The 14,429-nt window shown below is 72.5% G+C and carries 12 protein-coding genes; 7 read left to right on the forward strand and 5 right to left on the reverse strand.

Annotated elements, in window-relative coordinates:
- Positions 1-19 precede the first annotated feature (19 nt).
- Together ACFYOJ_RS21140 and ACFYOJ_RS21145 are read left to right on the forward strand one after the other, a co-directional pair.
- Positions 20-1,633, forward strand: coding sequence for a succinic semialdehyde dehydrogenase (locus ACFYOJ_RS21140; protein ID WP_356552608.1), 1,614 nt, complete (start codon positions 20-22; stop codon positions 1,631-1,633).
- Between the two features lie 49 nt (positions 1,634-1,682).
- A complete protein-coding gene (locus tag ACFYOJ_RS21145) occupies positions 1,683-3,545 on the forward strand; it encodes a GMC oxidoreductase (protein ID WP_388597493.1) in 1,863 nt (620 codons plus the stop codon).
- Between the two features lie 84 nt (positions 3,546-3,629).
- Here the strand turns inward: ACFYOJ_RS21145 and ACFYOJ_RS21150 are convergent, their stop codons facing one another.
- Together ACFYOJ_RS21150 and ACFYOJ_RS21155 are read right to left on the reverse strand one after the other, a co-directional pair.
- Positions 3,630-4,667 carry an LAETG motif-containing sortase-dependent surface protein gene (locus tag ACFYOJ_RS21150; protein WP_356552607.1) on the reverse strand — a complete coding sequence of 346 codons (1,038 nt, stop codon included), beginning with the start codon at positions 4,665-4,667 and terminating at the stop codon, positions 3,630-3,632.
- Positions 4,668-5,299: 632 nt separating this feature from the next.
- Entirely contained in the window at positions 5,300-5,587 is a 288-nt protein-coding gene (locus tag ACFYOJ_RS21155) for a chorismate mutase (protein WP_356552605.1), read from the reverse strand.
- A 506-nt stretch (positions 5,588-6,093) separates the two neighbouring features.
- On the opposite strand from ACFYOJ_RS21155, the gene guaA reads away from it, so the two are divergent.
- Positions 6,094-7,674, forward strand: coding sequence for a glutamine-hydrolyzing GMP synthase (gene guaA, locus ACFYOJ_RS21160; protein ID WP_356552603.1), 1,581 nt, complete (start codon positions 6,094-6,096; stop codon positions 7,672-7,674).
- A 9-nt stretch (positions 7,675-7,683) separates the two neighbouring features.
- On the opposite strand, the gene ACFYOJ_RS21165 is transcribed toward guaA, so the two are convergent.
- Complete coding sequence (locus ACFYOJ_RS21165; protein ID WP_356552601.1) at positions 7,684-8,175, reverse strand: pyridoxamine 5'-phosphate oxidase family protein; 492 nt, start codon at positions 8,173-8,175, stop codon at positions 7,684-7,686.
- A gap of 241 nt (positions 8,176-8,416) precedes the next feature.
- Here ACFYOJ_RS21165 and ACFYOJ_RS21170 point away from each other — a divergent pair, with 241 nt between their 5' ends.
- The gene (locus ACFYOJ_RS21170; protein ID WP_356552599.1) at positions 8,417-9,724 is read left to right on the forward strand and encodes a hypothetical protein; all 1,308 of its coding nucleotides are present in this window, start codon (positions 8,417-8,419) and stop codon (positions 9,722-9,724) included.
- A 153-nt stretch (positions 9,725-9,877) separates the two neighbouring features.
- Here ACFYOJ_RS21170 and ACFYOJ_RS21175 read toward each other — a convergent pair whose 3' ends face one another.
- Positions 9,878-10,153: a hypothetical protein gene (locus ACFYOJ_RS21175; RefSeq protein ID WP_356552598.1), complete on the reverse strand. Its 276-nt coding sequence runs from the start codon at positions 10,151-10,153 to the stop codon at positions 9,878-9,880.
- Positions 10,140-11,585 (reverse strand): PspC domain-containing protein, encoded by a 1,446-nt coding sequence (locus ACFYOJ_RS21180; protein WP_356552596.1) that lies wholly within the window; start codon positions 11,583-11,585, stop codon positions 10,140-10,142. Before ACFYOJ_RS21180 ends, ACFYOJ_RS21175 begins: the two co-directional genes overlap by 14 nt.
- Positions 11,586-11,765: 180 nt before the next feature.
- Between ACFYOJ_RS21180 and ACFYOJ_RS21185 the strand changes: the two genes are divergently transcribed.
- From ACFYOJ_RS21185 to ACFYOJ_RS21195, 3 genes are all read left to right on the forward strand, one after another.
- Positions 11,766-13,058 (forward strand): PspC domain-containing protein, encoded by a 1,293-nt coding sequence (locus ACFYOJ_RS21185; protein WP_356552594.1) that lies wholly within the window; start codon positions 11,766-11,768, stop codon positions 13,056-13,058.
- Positions 13,055-13,774: a response regulator transcription factor gene (locus tag ACFYOJ_RS21190; protein WP_356552592.1), complete on the forward strand. Its 720-nt coding sequence runs from the start codon at positions 13,055-13,057 to the stop codon at positions 13,772-13,774. The genes ACFYOJ_RS21185 and ACFYOJ_RS21190 overlap by 4 nt, the downstream gene beginning before the upstream one ends.
- A 213-nt stretch (positions 13,775-13,987) precedes the next feature.
- The gene (locus ACFYOJ_RS21195) at positions 13,988-14,206 is read left to right on the forward strand and encodes a transposase domain-containing protein (protein WP_356552590.1); all 219 of its coding nucleotides are present in this window, start codon (positions 13,988-13,990) and stop codon (positions 14,204-14,206) included.
- Positions 14,207-14,429: the final 223 nt, after the last annotated feature.

The following is a 14,429-nucleotide window of genomic DNA, read 5'->3' on the forward strand; positions in this document are numbered from 1 at the left end:
GCGTCATACGCTGCGGCTCATGACGGACGCGCAGGCCCCGGAGACCATCCGCACCAATCCCCTCGCCCCCGCGCCCGCGGGCGCCCGCACCGCGGCGGACGTGGTGACCCCGGAGCTGGTCGCCCAGCTCACCAAGGGCGTCGCCGGGTCCGGGCGGACCGCCAACCACACGCCGTTCACCGGCGAGAAGCTGGCCGACCTGCCCGAGTCGACGCCCGAGGACGTGGCAGGGGCCTTCGAACGGGCCCGCGCCGCCCAGACCGTGTGGGAGAGGACGCCGGTGCGGGAGCGCGCCGCCGTCCTGCTGCGCTTCCACGACCTGGTGCTGGAACGCCAGGCCGAGGTCCTCGACCTCATCCAGCTGGAGACCGGCAAGGCACGCCTGCACGCCCACGAGGAGGTCCAGGCCGTCGCCATCGCCGCCCGGCACTACGGCCGCCGCGCCGCCGCCTACCTGAGGCCGAAGCGGCACGCCGGCGCCGTCCCGGCGCTGACGAAGGTCACCGAACTGCGCCACCCGCGCGGTGTCGTCGGCCAGATAGCCCCCTGGAACTACCCGCTGGAGCTGTCCGTCGGCGACGCGCTCCCCGCCTTCGTCGCGGGCAACGCGGTCGTCATGAAGCCCGACACCGAGACCTGCCTGACCGCCCTGTGGGCACGCGACCTGCTCATCGAGGCCGGCCTGCCCGCCGAGGTCTTCCAGGTCGTCCTCGGCGAGGGCCCGGTCGTCGGCCCCGAGGTCGTCAGGCACGCCGACTACGTCTCCTTCACCGGCTCCACCCGCACCGGCCGCGAGGTCGCCCAGGGCGCCGCCGCCCGCCTGGTCGGCGTCTCCCTCGAACTCGGCGGCAAGAACGCCATGCTGGTCCTGGAGGACGCCGACATCGAGAAGGCCGCGGCGGGCGCCGTCCGCGCCTGCTTCTCCTCCGCCGGCCAACTGTGCATCTCCATCGAGCGGCTCTACGTCCACGAGTCGGTCGCCGACGCCTTCCTGGACCGCTTCGCCGCCCGCACGAAGGCGATGCGGCTCGGCACCTCCCTCGCCTACGGAGCCGACATGGGCTCGCTGGTGGGGGAGCGGCAGCTGGAGACCGTCCGGCGGCACGTCGAGGACGCCCTCGCGCACGGCGCGAAGCTGATCGCCGGCGGCGTCGCCCGCCCCGACGTCGGCCCGTACTTCTACGAGCCGACCATCCTCGAGGGCGTCACCGCCCCCATGACGGTGTGCACCGAGGAGACCTTCGGCCCGGTCGTCTCCGTCTACCGCTTCACCACCGAGGACGAGGCGGTCGAGCGCGCCAACTCCACGCCGTACGGCCTGAACTCCTCGGTGTGGACGAAGGACGCCCGGCGCGGCCGCGAGATCGCCGCCCGGCTGCGCACCGGCACCGTCAACATCAACGAGGGCTACGCGCCCGCCTACGGCAGCGTCCGGTCGCCGATGGGCGGCATGAAGGACTCCGGCCTCGGCCGCCGGCACGGCTCCGAGGGCATCCTCAAGTACACCGAGGCGCAGACCGTCGCCCACCAGCGGCTGCTGCCGATGGCGCCGTCGCTCGGCATGGACGACGAGAAGTACGCGGCGTTCATGAGCCGGAGCCTGCGGCTGATGAAGGCCCTCCGCTTCCGCTGAGCGCCTGAACAGCGGTCCCCAGTCCACCCGTTCTCGACGAGGAGAGCACGTGTCGCAGGAGAAGTCCGTCCGGGCCCGGGACGAGAACGCGGGCGAGAACGCGGTCGAGAAGGCGGGCGGGCACGGGCGCGAGGACGGGTACGACTACGACGTCGTCGTGGTGGGTTCCGGCTTCGGCGGCTCCGTGTCCGCCCTGCGTCTCACCGAGAAGGGCTACCGCGTCGGCGTACTGGAGGCCGGCCGCCGCTTCACCCGCGCGACGCTGCCGAAGAACTCCTGGGACCTGAAGAACTACCTCTGGGCCCCGAGGCTCGGCATGTTCGGCATCCAGCGCATCCATCTGCTCGGGAATGTCATGGTCCTGGCAGGCGCGGGCGTCGGCGGCGGCTCCCTCAACTACGCCAACACCCTCTACGTACCGCCGAAGCCCTTCTTCGAGGACCCCCAGTGGCGGGACATCACCGACTGGGAGGAGGAGCTGAGGCCGTACTACGACCAGGCCCGCCGCATGCTCGGCGTCCGCCTCAACCCGACGACGACCCCCTCCGACGTGCACCTGAAGGCCGCCGCCGAACGCATGGGCGTCGGCGACACCTTCCACATGGCGCCGGTCGGCGTCTTCTTCGGCGACGGCGAGGACGCCGACGGCACGGTGCGGGCGAAGCCGGGGGAGCGGGTGCCCGACCCGTACTTCGGCGGCGCGGGCCCCGACCGCAGGGCCTGCAACGAGTGCGGCGAGTGCATGACCGGCTGCCGGCACGGCGCGAAGAACACCCTCAACGAGAACTACCTGTACCTCGCCGAGAAGGCGGGCGCCGTCGTGCACCCGATGACGACGGTCGTCTCGGTCACCGAGGACTCGCGCGGCGGCTTCGCGGTGGCCACCCTCCCCACCCACCGCAGGAAGAGCGCCGGCCGCACCTTCACCGCCCGCCGCGTCGTCCTCGCCGCCGGTACCTACGGCACCCAGACCCTGCTGCACCGCATGAAGGCGGGCGGCCAACTGCCCCGCCTGTCCGACCGGCTCGGCGAGCTGACCCGCACCAACTCCGAGGCCCTGGTCGGCGCCCTGACCAGTGACCGCCGCTACCGCAGGGCCACCGGACAGCCACGGGCCGACTTCACGCGCGGCGTCGCCATCACGTCGTCCGTCCACCCGGACGCCGACACCCACATCGAGCCCGTCCGTTACGGCAAGGGCTCCAACTCGATGGGCAGCCTGTCCATCCTCCAGGTCCCCTACGCCGGCCCCGACGCCTCCGGCGCCTCCCGCGTCCTGGGCTTCCTCGGAAACGCGGCCCGGCACCCGCTGCAGGCGCTGCGCTCCCTGTCCAACCGCAGGTGGTCGGAGCGCACCATCATCGGCCTGGTGATGCAGTCGCTGGACAACTCCCTGACGACCTGTCTGAAACCGGGGGGCGTCGGCAGGGGCCTGCTCACCGCCCGCCAGGGCCACGGCTCGCCCAACCCCAAGCAGATAAAGGCGGCCACCGAGGGCGCCAGAGCCCTGGCCGCCGAGATCAACGGCTTCGCCGGTTCCAACGTCGGCGAGCTGATGGGCACCCCGCTCACCGCCCACTTCCTCGGCGGCTGCCCGATCGGCGCCTCCCGCGAGAGCGGCGTCATCGACCCCTACCACCGGCTCTACGGCCACCCCGGCATCTCCGTCGTCGACGGCGCCGCGGTCTCCGCCAACCTGGGCGTCAACCCGTCCCTGACCATCACGGCGCAGGCCGAGCGGGCGATGTCGTACTGGCCCAACAAGGGCGACGAGGACCCGCGTCCGGCGCAGGGCACGGCGTACCGGCGGCTGACGCCCGTCGAGCCGAAGTCACCGGCGGTCCCGGCGGAGGCGTTCGGCGCGCTGCGGCTGCCGTTCCTCGGGATACCGGCGGTGCCGCCGAAGAGGTAGCGGCACGCGGGCAAGGGAAAAGGACCTGCGCCCCCCTCCGAGCGCAGGTCCTTCCCGTTCTGTGGCGGGCCGTGCCGTCAGCCGTTACGCCTCGGCACCGGCCTTGCGGCGCCGGACGACGAACACCGCGCCGCCGCCGACGACGACCGCGAGACCGCCGGCGAGGCCGATCATCGGCAGTGCGGAGCTGGAACCGGTCTCGGCGAGGCTGCCGGTCGGCAGCTCGGAGACGTTGCCCTGCGGCCGCTTCACCGAGGGCTTGCCGCCCTTGCCGTCCGTGCCGTTCTTGTCGCTCGGCGTGGCGGTTCCCGGCGCGGGGTTGCCGGAGCCGGGCTTCAGGACCTGGAAGTCGTACTGTCCCCAACCCGTGGCGATGCACTCCTGGCCGTCGACGTTGTCCAGGTAGGCGCCGGCGGCGAAGGAGTAGGCGTCACCGGCCGGGGCCTTGGCGTCGATGCTGACCCGCAGATCGATGGAATCGCTCGCCTCGGCCTTCAGCTTCTCCAGGAAGTAGAAGTAGTCACCGGCCCACTCGTCGTTGCCGATGCGCTCCCACTTGCCGCTCTCCGGGTTCTTGAACTCGAGGTCGACGTGAGGGCTGAGGAACTTCGTCTCCTCGATCTCGTAGTTCTCCACCTCGGCGTAGAACGCGATCTCCTTGACCTCGGTCTTCGACTCGTTCGTGACGACGAGCTCGAACGGGTGGTAACCGTCGCCGGCCACGATCTTGCCGGGCAGGCCCTTGACGGTCGCGGACACCTTGGCGTCGTCGTAGTTCTCGTCGATCTCTTCGCAGAGCGGGACCTCCGGCTCCTCCGGCTCCTCCTCCTCGGGAGCGGAGGTGCTCGGCGCCGGGGACGTGGGAGTGGAGGTGGCGGTGCTGGACTGCGAGGCGTCGGGCTCCGCGGTCTCGGTGTCCGTCGCGCTCGGGGAGGCGGCGGGGGTGCTCGTCTCGGAGGCGGACGGGGAGGCGGCCGGCGTCCCGGACTGCGTCTCCTCCGGCGTCTTCCCGTCCGTGGACGTGCTGGTCGAGGCGGACGGGGACTGGGTCTCGGCGTAGGCGGCGGGGGCCGCGAGCAGCGCCAAGGGGGCTATCACTGCCGTGGCAGCCGCTGCTGCCATGGAGCGACGAAGCTTCATGAAGACCTCGGGAAGTCCGGCGTACCGCGTGTGCTCGGTACGTGAGCGAGTCAGGGAGGCCTCCGCGCGTGGTGGCGCGGGTCGGCCCTTGGTTCATCTGTTCGCGTGTTTGATCAGTGAACCCTGTGAATGGTTGTCCCGAACTCACAGAATTCTTATGTGGTCTGCGCCACAGGCATGCGAAGGGCCCCGCGGGGCCGGCGGGAGCCGCGGGGCCCTTCCCGGCCGGCGCCGACGTCAGGGCGGCACCGGCGCTTCGGGAGCGGCACGGGGAAGCGCCGCGAGTACGACAAGGTCGGGAATCAGGGGAGACGAGGGAGTCGGGAGAGACGAGGGAGTCGGGAGGGGAGCCCGGGCCCGGGGCTTCCCGTCGGCCGGCTCCGGGCGTCCCCGGAGCCGGCCGTTCTCTTGTGCGACCGGGCTGCTGTCCCCTGCCGTCCGGTCACCTCCCGGAGCGAGGTCCCACGACGTACGGCACGATGCGTACGTCTCATCGCTCCAGCGAGCCACGCGTGGTTCTGTGTCGGGCCCGTCCCTGGCTGGCACGGACACCGGGACCAACGAAGCGTCCCGCGTGGCGGTCACGCGCCGTACGGGTGAGAGCGCGCCCGAACTCAGATACGACCCCGGCACAGCTCCAGCAGCGTCATCGCCAGCGCCGTGCCCGGCTTGCCCAGCGCCTCGCTGTAGTGGCCGAGGACGTCCATCTCGCGGGAGAGGTTCACGCGCCGGCCGCCGGAGGTGATCCGCGCCTCCTGGATGACGGCGGACACGGCCATCCGTTCCTGGATCAGGCCGATGATCCGGTCGTCCAGCGCGTCGATGCGTTCACGGGCACCGGTGATCAGGTCGGCGGCCTCGGTCGTGCGGGCACCGGTCTTGTCTGCCGTGGTGACGGTCATGTCGGGAGCTCCTCGCCGGAGAGTGGGTGGCGGTGCCCCGGAGCCGGCAGGACCGGAAACGACAGGCGCCCCGGACCTTGTCGGCCCGGGGCGCCTGGGAAGTCGCTTGTCAGTTGCTCAAGCAGCACGACCATGGCAGCCGGTGGGCCGGTTGCCATAGGTAAAGACGAAGGTCGGGTGCGTGAGCATGCGCCCAGTATGCCCCGGCGGCGGACGGTGTCCAAGCCGGTTCGGATGGTGAGACGAGACGCTGGGGCGGGGCCCGCGGTCCGGGCCCGGGACGGACGTGGGGCAGGCCCGCGGAAGCGGGAAGCAGGATGCGGGACGGCGTGAGGAGCGGGATGCGGGACGGCGTGAGGCAGCCCACGGGGCCGGGCGCAGAGCGGGTGCGAGGGCGGCCCGCGGGGCGCCCCGCGGGGGCGGGACGCCGGGGCGGGACGTTCTCTCCGCCCGTCTCGGTAGAATCGGAAGTACAAGACCCCCGCCCGACCGCCGGAAGGCACCCCGTGTCATCAGCGACTCCCGCTGCCGCCGCCCCCGACACCGTCCTGGTCGTCGACTTCGGTGCGCAGTACGCCCAGCTCATCGCCCGTCGCGTCCGCGAGGCGCGGGTCTACAGCGAGATCGTGCCGAGCTCCATGCCGGTCGAGGAGATGCTCGCCAAGAACCCGGCGGCCATCATCCTCTCCGGTGGCCCCTCGTCGGTTTACGAGCCCGGCGCCCCGACCGTCGACCGCTCCCTCTTCGAGGCCGGCGTCCCCGTCTTCGGCATGTGCTACGGCTTCCAGCTGATGGCGCAGACCCTCGGCGGCACCGTCGACAACTCCGGCGCCCGCGAGTACGGCCGTACGGAACTGCACGTCTCCAAGAACTCCTCCACCCTCTTCGAGGGCACCCCCGCCGAGCAGGCCGTGTGGATGTCGCACGGCGACGCCTGCTCCGCCGCCCCCGAGGGCTTCACCGTCACCGGCTCCACGGACGTCGTCCCGGTCGCCGCCTTCGAGAACGACGAGAAGAAGCTCTACGGCGTCCAGTACCACCCCGAGGTGATGCACTCCACGCACGGACAGCAGGTGCTGGAGCACTTCCTGTACCGCGGCGCGGGCCTGACCCCCGACTGGACCACGGGCAACGTGATCGAGGAGCAGGTCGCGGCCATCCGCGAGCAGGTCGGCGACAAGCGCGCCATCTGCGGCCTGTCCGGCGGCGTGGACTCCGCCGTCGCCGCCGCCCTCGTCCAGAAGGCCATCGGCTCCCAGCTGACCTGCGTCTACGTCGACCACGGCCTGATGCGCAAGGGCGAGACCGAGCAGGTCGAGAAGGACTTCGTCGCCGCGACCGGCGTCCAGCTGAAGGTCGTCGACGCGCAGGAGCGCTTCCTGAACGCGCTCAAGGGGGTCACCGACCCCGAGGAGAAGCGGAAGATCATCGGCCGCGAGTTCATCCGCGTCTTCGAGCAGGCCCAGGCCGAGATCATCGCCGACGAGGGCCCGGCCGTGGAGTTCCTCGTCCAGGGCACCCTCTACCCGGACGTCGTCGAGTCCGGCGGCGGCACCGGCGCGGCCAACATCAAGTCCCACCACAACGTGGGCGGCCTGCCCGAGGACCTCGAGTTCAAGCTCATCGAGCCGCTGCGCAAGCTGTTCAAGGACGAGGTCCGCATGGTCGGCCAGGAGCTCGGCCTGCCCGAGGAGATCGTCCAGCGCCAGCCCTTCCCCGGTCCGGGCCTCGGCATCCGCATCGTCGGCGAGGTCACCAAGGAGCGGCTCGACCTGCTCCGCGAGGCCGACGCCATCGCCCGCGAGGAGCTGACGGCGGCCGGCCTCGACCGCGACATCTGGCAGTGCCCCGTGGTGCTGCTCGCCGACGTCCGCTCCGTCGGCGTCCAGGGCGACGGCCGCACCTACGGTCACCCGATCGTGCTGCGCCCGGTCTCCTCCGAGGACGCGATGACGGCCGACTGGTCGCGCCTGCCGTACGAGGTCCTCGCCAAGATCTCCACCCGCATCACCAACGAGGTCGAGGACGTCAACCGTGTCGTCCTCGACGTCACCTCGAAGCCGCCGGGCACCATCGAGTGGGAGTAGTCCCGACGGTCACGTCCGCCTGAGAGTGCGCACCGGCTCTCCGGGCTTCCAGACCTGGACGACGAGATACCTGTCGTCCTCGACGTAGGTCCGCACGACCTCCGTCAGCTCGGTGCGGAAGAGGTGGAACGGCTGCGGCGGTTCCACCTCTTTCACGTATCCGCCCTTGGTCTCCGGGTCGTCGACCTCGATCGCCCGTCCGCAGATCCTGACGTCGCCCCCGCCCATCCCGGTGCCCTCACCGGGGTTGGCCTGGAGCGCGAAGCGCGGGTCGCGGCGCAGGTCGAGCGCTTTGAGCGAGCCGGGCATCATGCCGAACCACAGCTCGCCGCCGAGGAAACGGACCTCCAGCCCCGAGGTGCGGGGCGACCCGTCCCGGCGCAGGGTCGCCAGTGTGTGATGCGTGTACGCCCCGAAACGCGCCTCGACGAGAGCGGCGAGTCCGGGGTCGGCGGCCTTGAAGGAGGCCCAGTCGGCGGTGTCCGCAGCATTCGGTGTCATACGGCCAGTCTGCGGCCGGGCCGGCGCCCTCCGCAGCGGATCACACCACCGGGCCGGCGCGGAGTGCCGGGTCAACGCAGCGGTCCGCGCGTCACCCGTGCTGGGCAGAGGAGGCCGGGGACGCCGGGCGCGCAGGGCGTGGCGTAAGGCACAATTCGCTTCCGTACCAAGGGACTTACGAGTGCCGGCGCGAGGTGCGCCGCAGGTGTCTGGGCAGGCTTCGGGAAGGCGGGCGTCGGGCGTGGCGGTGCAGGAGGCGAGACACGGGAGCGGTCCGGGTCGGGGTGGGCACGGGGCCGGGTACGGGGCGCCGCACGAGGGCGGCTGCACCTGCGGGGACTGCCCGCACGGCGCCCGTGAGGGGCACCGCCGGGCGGTCGCCGCGTTCCTGCGCAGGCGGGACGAGTTCGCGGCCGGCCAGGGACTGCCGGCCGCGGTGGCCCACTCGGCCTCGGCCTCCCGGCAGTGGGTCTCCGAGGAGCTGACCCAGTCCGCGGAGGCCGTCGCCGAACGCGGCCGGGCCGAGGGCGAGGCGTGGCTCGCGGGACTGGGGCGCCGCACGACGGCCGCCGCGTGGGCGGCGGTCGTGGCGCTGCTGCTCGCGCAGTCCCTCACGGCGGTCGGCGCCGGCTGGTCGGCCGCCCGCACCGCCGGACTGGCGGCGGCCGTGGTCGTGGCCGGCGCGCTCACGGCCGCGTCCTGGTTCCACCGGGCGCGCGGCGGAGCGCTCGCCCCCGTCATCGGCGAGGACAACCGCCTGTCCACGTCCCGGACCGTGGCCGCGGCCTGGGTGCTCTTCGTCGCCTACGCGGTGCTCGTCCTGGCCGGGCAGCTGGCCGCGGCCTCGGGGCACGAGCGGCGGGACGCCCTGATCTCCGGGCTCGGCCTCGCCCGCGGTGCCGGAGCGGTGACCGTGCTGGCGGTGGTGTGCGGGATCGCGGTGCTGGTACGCCGGGTGGTCGGGCTGCGGGTGCGGGGACAGCGCCTGCAGAAGGTGCGCGCCGACCGGCCCCGTGCGGCCGACCTGCTGACCGACGACGCGGGACGCGGGACGTTCGCCGACATCCAGTACGTCGTGATCAGCACGGTCGCCCTGGCCTTCGCGGCGGTACGGCTGGCCCGGCGGCCCGAGCAGCTGCCCGACCTGCCCTGGGGGCTCGCCGTGGTCGTGCTGGTCTCGGCGGCGACCTACCTGGCCGGAAAGTACGCGGAGGGCGGCCGGCCCGTGATCCTCTCCGTGGTCCGGGCGCGGGAGGCCGGTGACCTGGACGCCCCGATCCGCACCGGCGACGACATCGAGATCCGCGGCGCCGGCTTCGTCCCGCCCGGCGCGCAGCGCGCGGACCGCCTGTCGCGCATGGTCGTCCGCATCGGCACCGTCCACGTCCACGTGCCGCTGGTCCCCGTGCCCGGCGGCTTCAGCAACCCGACGGACGCCCTGCTGACCGTGCCGGTGCCGGCGGACGTGGAGCCGGGGCGGGTGGAGGTCCAGGTGGTCACGAGCGCGGGCGCGGAGACGAACCGGTACGCGATCGACGTGACGGACTGAGCACCCTGCGCGCCTGTGCCCTGCGCGCCGTCAGCCGTCGGCCGTGCGCATCAGCCGGTGCCGGTCGGTCCGGTGCCGGTCGGTCCGGTGCCGGTCGGTCCGGTGCCGGTGTGCGCGGTGCCGGTGTGCGCGGTGCCGGTGTGTCCGGTGCGGTCAGCCGGTGAGGTCCGCCCGGGTGTCGTCCGCCTCCGCGCCCGTCTTCGCGCCCGTCTCCGTCTCCGTCCGTCGAAGCCTGCTCCGGCGCCGGTGCACCGACCCGGCCACGGTCCCGACCACGCCGGCCAGGCAGAGACCGCCGGTGACGACGGGGAAGATCACGAACCACGGGATGTCCCACAGACCACCCCCGTCACCGGCGTAGAGCACGCCCGCCAGGGTCAGGAAGACGCCGGCGACCAGCCGGCCGGGCTGGAAGCTATGACGCAGCACGGGCCACCTCCGCCTGTCCGAGGCCGACCTGGAGATCGAGGACGAGGGTGCCGGCGCTTTCGGCGCCGGTGGCGGGGGACAGGGTGACGTCCTGGCGCTTGCCGGGTGCCACGTCCACGTCCTTCGCGTCGTCACCGGGCAGCTGGATGTCGCCGACGCCCACCTCCGCGCTGAGCCGCACGGTCACGTCCTGCGGCACGACGACCCGTATTCGGCCCACGCCCACATCGGCCCGGGTGGTCACCGTCTGCCCCTCCGCGAGCTCCAGCCGGGACAGGTCGAGGGTGCCGGTGCCCGTACCGATGTCGTACCCCTGACGGACCTCGGACACCGTGGCGGGCTTCCAGGTGGTCCGTACCCAGTCGGTGGCCGCCTTCTCGGGCAGGGCGGCCGAGCCGGCGAGCAGACCCGCCGTCACGATCGCCAGGAAGACCGAACCGGCTCCGGTGCGGCCCAGGAACGCGCTGACGGCGATGCCGACGCCGAAGACCGCCAGCGCGCAGGCCAGGCCGGTCTGCAGGCTTGTGCCGAGCGAGTGCTCGTCCCACATCAGCCGGGTGCCGAGGAAACCGGCGAGCAGGGCGAGCGTGAAGATCAGACCGCCGATGCCGTGGACGCCGTGCGACCGCCGCAGCGGGACGAACGGGGAGGCCGGAACGTCCCGGTCGCGGTAGGCACCGCGCCCGATGTTGGCAGCCGCAGCCACGTCCCGGTCGCGGGAGTCCCGGGGACCCCACAGATACCCCGTCCCGCCGATGTGGGTGCCGTCCTTGACTATGGGCTCGCGCCACCAGGAGGGATAGGTGACGGAGGCCGGCGGCGCCTTGGCCTCGGGCGGGGCGTCGGCGACGGCCTGGGCGGCGAGCGGGTCGGGGCCCGGGGCACCGCGGTGGCGCGACCAGTAACCCGCCCCCGCGAGGAGGAGGGAGAGTATGACGGCGAAGCTGAGCACACCGCCGTTGTGCAGCATGCTCAGGAACACCCCGCAGCCGACCAGGGCGAACAGCACGGCCGCCAGCGCCTGACCGTCGACCCGGCCGGTCAGCAGCTTGCGCACCTCGTTCTCCTCCTCGTCGTCGTAGGGGACGAAGAGCCAGGCGAAGCCGTAGAAGATCAGGCCGAGGCCACCGGTCGCGGCGAGCACCGCAAGAGTGATGCGGAAGATCACCGGGTCCATGTCGCACTGGCGCCCGAGCCCGGCGCACACCCCGGCGAGCGACTTGTGCCGCCGGTCGCGCCGGAACCCGTGGGGCGGCTGCGCGACGCCCGGGGCGTCGTCCTGGACGTCCGCGCCGGCACCACCCGGGGCCCCTGCGGCCCGGGCGGCGGCCGAGGCGGGCCCGGTGTCCTGCGGGCCGGCGCCCCCGGGCGGACGCGGACCGGGCCCGGAACCGGGTCCCGGGCCCGTCGCGGCGTGCTCGTGCTCTGTCATGGATCCATGGTGACGGGCGCGATGTCACGGCGGCAGCCGGTACGACCCTGGTCGGACCCTGATATCGGCCCCGAGCCCACGCCCGGGAAACGTTCGAGGCCCGCCCCGGCCGAAGATCAGGGGAGCCCTAGGGACAGACCCTGATGCCGCCCCTCGGCCGGCCGTGTGACCATCAGTGGCATGCCGGACGCCGCAGCACCACCGCTCCTCGACCCGCGGCCGCCGCGCAAGCTCTACCGCAGCAGCGACGGACGCTGGCTCGGTGGCGTGGCGCGGGGGCTCGCCGGACATCTCGGGCTGCCCGTCGTCTGGGTACGGCTCGTCTTCGCCGGCCTGTTCATGGCCGACGGCCTCGGCGCGCTGCTGTACGCGGCCTTCTGGTTCTTCGTACCGCTCGGGGTCGGCGGGGTCGACGCGCAGAAGCCGCCGACCCTGGTCACGGCCGAGACCTCTCCCGACGGCCGCCGCAGACTCGTCGCCCGCAAGCCGGACAAGGGGCAGATCGTCGCCCTGCTCCTCATGGTCGTCGTCGCCCTGGTCTTCGTGGGCAACGTGGACCTCGGCAACGGCGCCCGGGCCTACCTGTGGCCTCTCGTGCTCGTCGGCGCCGGCGTCGCCCTCGTCTGGCGTCAGGCGGACAACGCCCGCCGCGCCCGCTGGGCCGAGGTCGGACGCGACCGGCGCACCGTCACCCTGCTCCGCACGGTCGGCGGCGTCCTGCTGGTGACGGCCGGTGTCACCGGGATCGTCGTCCTGCAGGGCTCGGCCGCCCACCTGGGATCCGTGCTGCAGGCCGCGCTCGCCGTCCTCGTCGGCATCACGCTCCTCGCAGGCCCCTACCTGGTGCGCATGACACAGGACCTCTCCGAGGAGCGGCTGATGCGCATCCGGGCCCAGGAGCGTGCCGAGGTCGCCGCCCACGTCCACGACTCGGTGCTGCACACCCTCACCCTGATCCAGCGCAACGCGGAGAACGCGGGCGAGGTGCGCCGCCTCGCCCGCGCCCAGGAACGCGACCTGCGCGCCTGGCTCTACAAGCCCGAGGGCAACGGCAAGGACGAGGACGACGAGCCCACCACCCTCGCCGAGGCCGTCAGACGCAACGCCGCGGAGGTCGAGGACAATCACGGCGTGCCCATCGAGGTCGTGGTCGTCGGCGACTGCCCGCTCGACGAGAGGATCGGCGCACAGATGCAGGCGGCCCGCGAAGCCATGGTGAACGCCGCCAAGTACGGTGGCGAGGGTGGCGCGGTACAGGTCTACGCCGAGGTCGAGGGCAGGACGGTCTTCGTGTCCGTCAGGGACCGCGGCCCCGGCTTCGACCTCGACTCGATACCCGCCGACCGCATGGGCGTCAGAGAATCGATCATCGGCCGCATGGAGCGCAACGGCGGCACGGCGCGGCTGCGCGCGGTGCCGGACGGCGGCACGGAGGTCGAGCTGGAGATGGAGAGGGCGGAGGAGACGTCATGAGTGACCCCACCGAGGGCAACGCAACGGCGGGACCGGCTGACGGCGGCGCGGAGGAGCGCCGGGTGCGGGTGGTCCTCGTCGACGACCACCGCATGTTCCGCACCGGTGTCCAGGCCGAGATCGGCCAGACCGCGCAGACCGGCGTGGAGGTCGTCGGCGAGGCCGCCGACGTCGACCAGGCCGTCACCGTCATCACCGCGACCCGGCCCGAGGTGGTCCTCCTCGACGTCCACCTCCCGGGCGGCGGCGGCGTCGAAGTCCTGCGCCGCTGCGCCCCCTTGATGGCCGACACCGAACGGCCCGTCCGCTTCCTCGCCCTGTCCGTCTCGGACGCGGCGGAGGACGTCATCGGCGTGATCCGCGGCGGCGCGCGCGGCTACGTCACCAAGACGATCACCGGCACGGACCTGATCGACTCGATCTTCCGCGTCCAGGAGGGGGACGCGGTCTTCTCCCCGCGCCTGGCCGGCTTCGTCCTGGACGCCTTCGCCTCCACCGACGCCCCGCCGGTCGACGAGGACATGGACCGCCTCACCCAGCGCGAGCGCGAGGTCCTGCGCCTGATCGCCCGCGGTTACGCGTACAAGGAGATCGCCAAGCAGCTGTACATCTCCGTCAAGACGGTCGAGTCCCACGTCTCCGCGGTCCTCCGCAAACTCCAGCTCTCCAACCGCCACGAACTGACGCGGTGGGCGACGGCACGCCGGCTGGTGTGACGACGCCGCCGAGCCCTGCGGCGACTCCGGGGTTCTCTCCCCGCCCACGTCCGCTCGTGGTCGCCCACGTCCGCGGTGAGCATGCCCAGCCGGAGTAGACAGGCCCTTCCACGGGGCTCAGTACGAGCTGGGCGAGGTCACGGCCAATGCAGTTGCCTTTGAGCTACAGAGATCGTTGCGCCGCGTGTGACGGGGTGGGGTGCGGGGCAACGGGTGCGGATCGGGATCCTGACGAAGGTATTCACCGCCGAGCTGGTGGACGCAGCGACAGCCAAGCACGACCGGGCCGAGCGGCGCCGCCGTCTTCTGCCAGCTCGGCTGGTCGTGTACTTCGTCCTGGCCCTGTGTCTGTTTGCCCGGGATTCGTATGAGGGGGTGCTGCGGGTGCTGACCAGCGGTATCCCGGGCAGCCGAGCCCTCGTGGGGGGGTGAACCGGTCATCCTTGTGCCGGGCTCGCGCCCGTCTCGGCGAGGACGTCTTGGAGACCGTGTTCCGACAGGTGGCTGGCCCGCTCGCGACTCCGGCCACGCCCGGCGCATGGTGGCGAGGTCTGCGGCTCCTCGCCCTGGATGGCACCCAGTTCGATCTCCCGGATTCGACGAGCAATGGTGACACCTTTGACGGCCCCTCCACCACCGGCGGCGTCCCCTTCGG

The organism is Streptomyces sp. NPDC006384 (assembly GCF_042870695.1).
GTDB lineage: Bacteria > Actinomycetota > Actinomycetes > Streptomycetales > Streptomycetaceae > Streptomyces.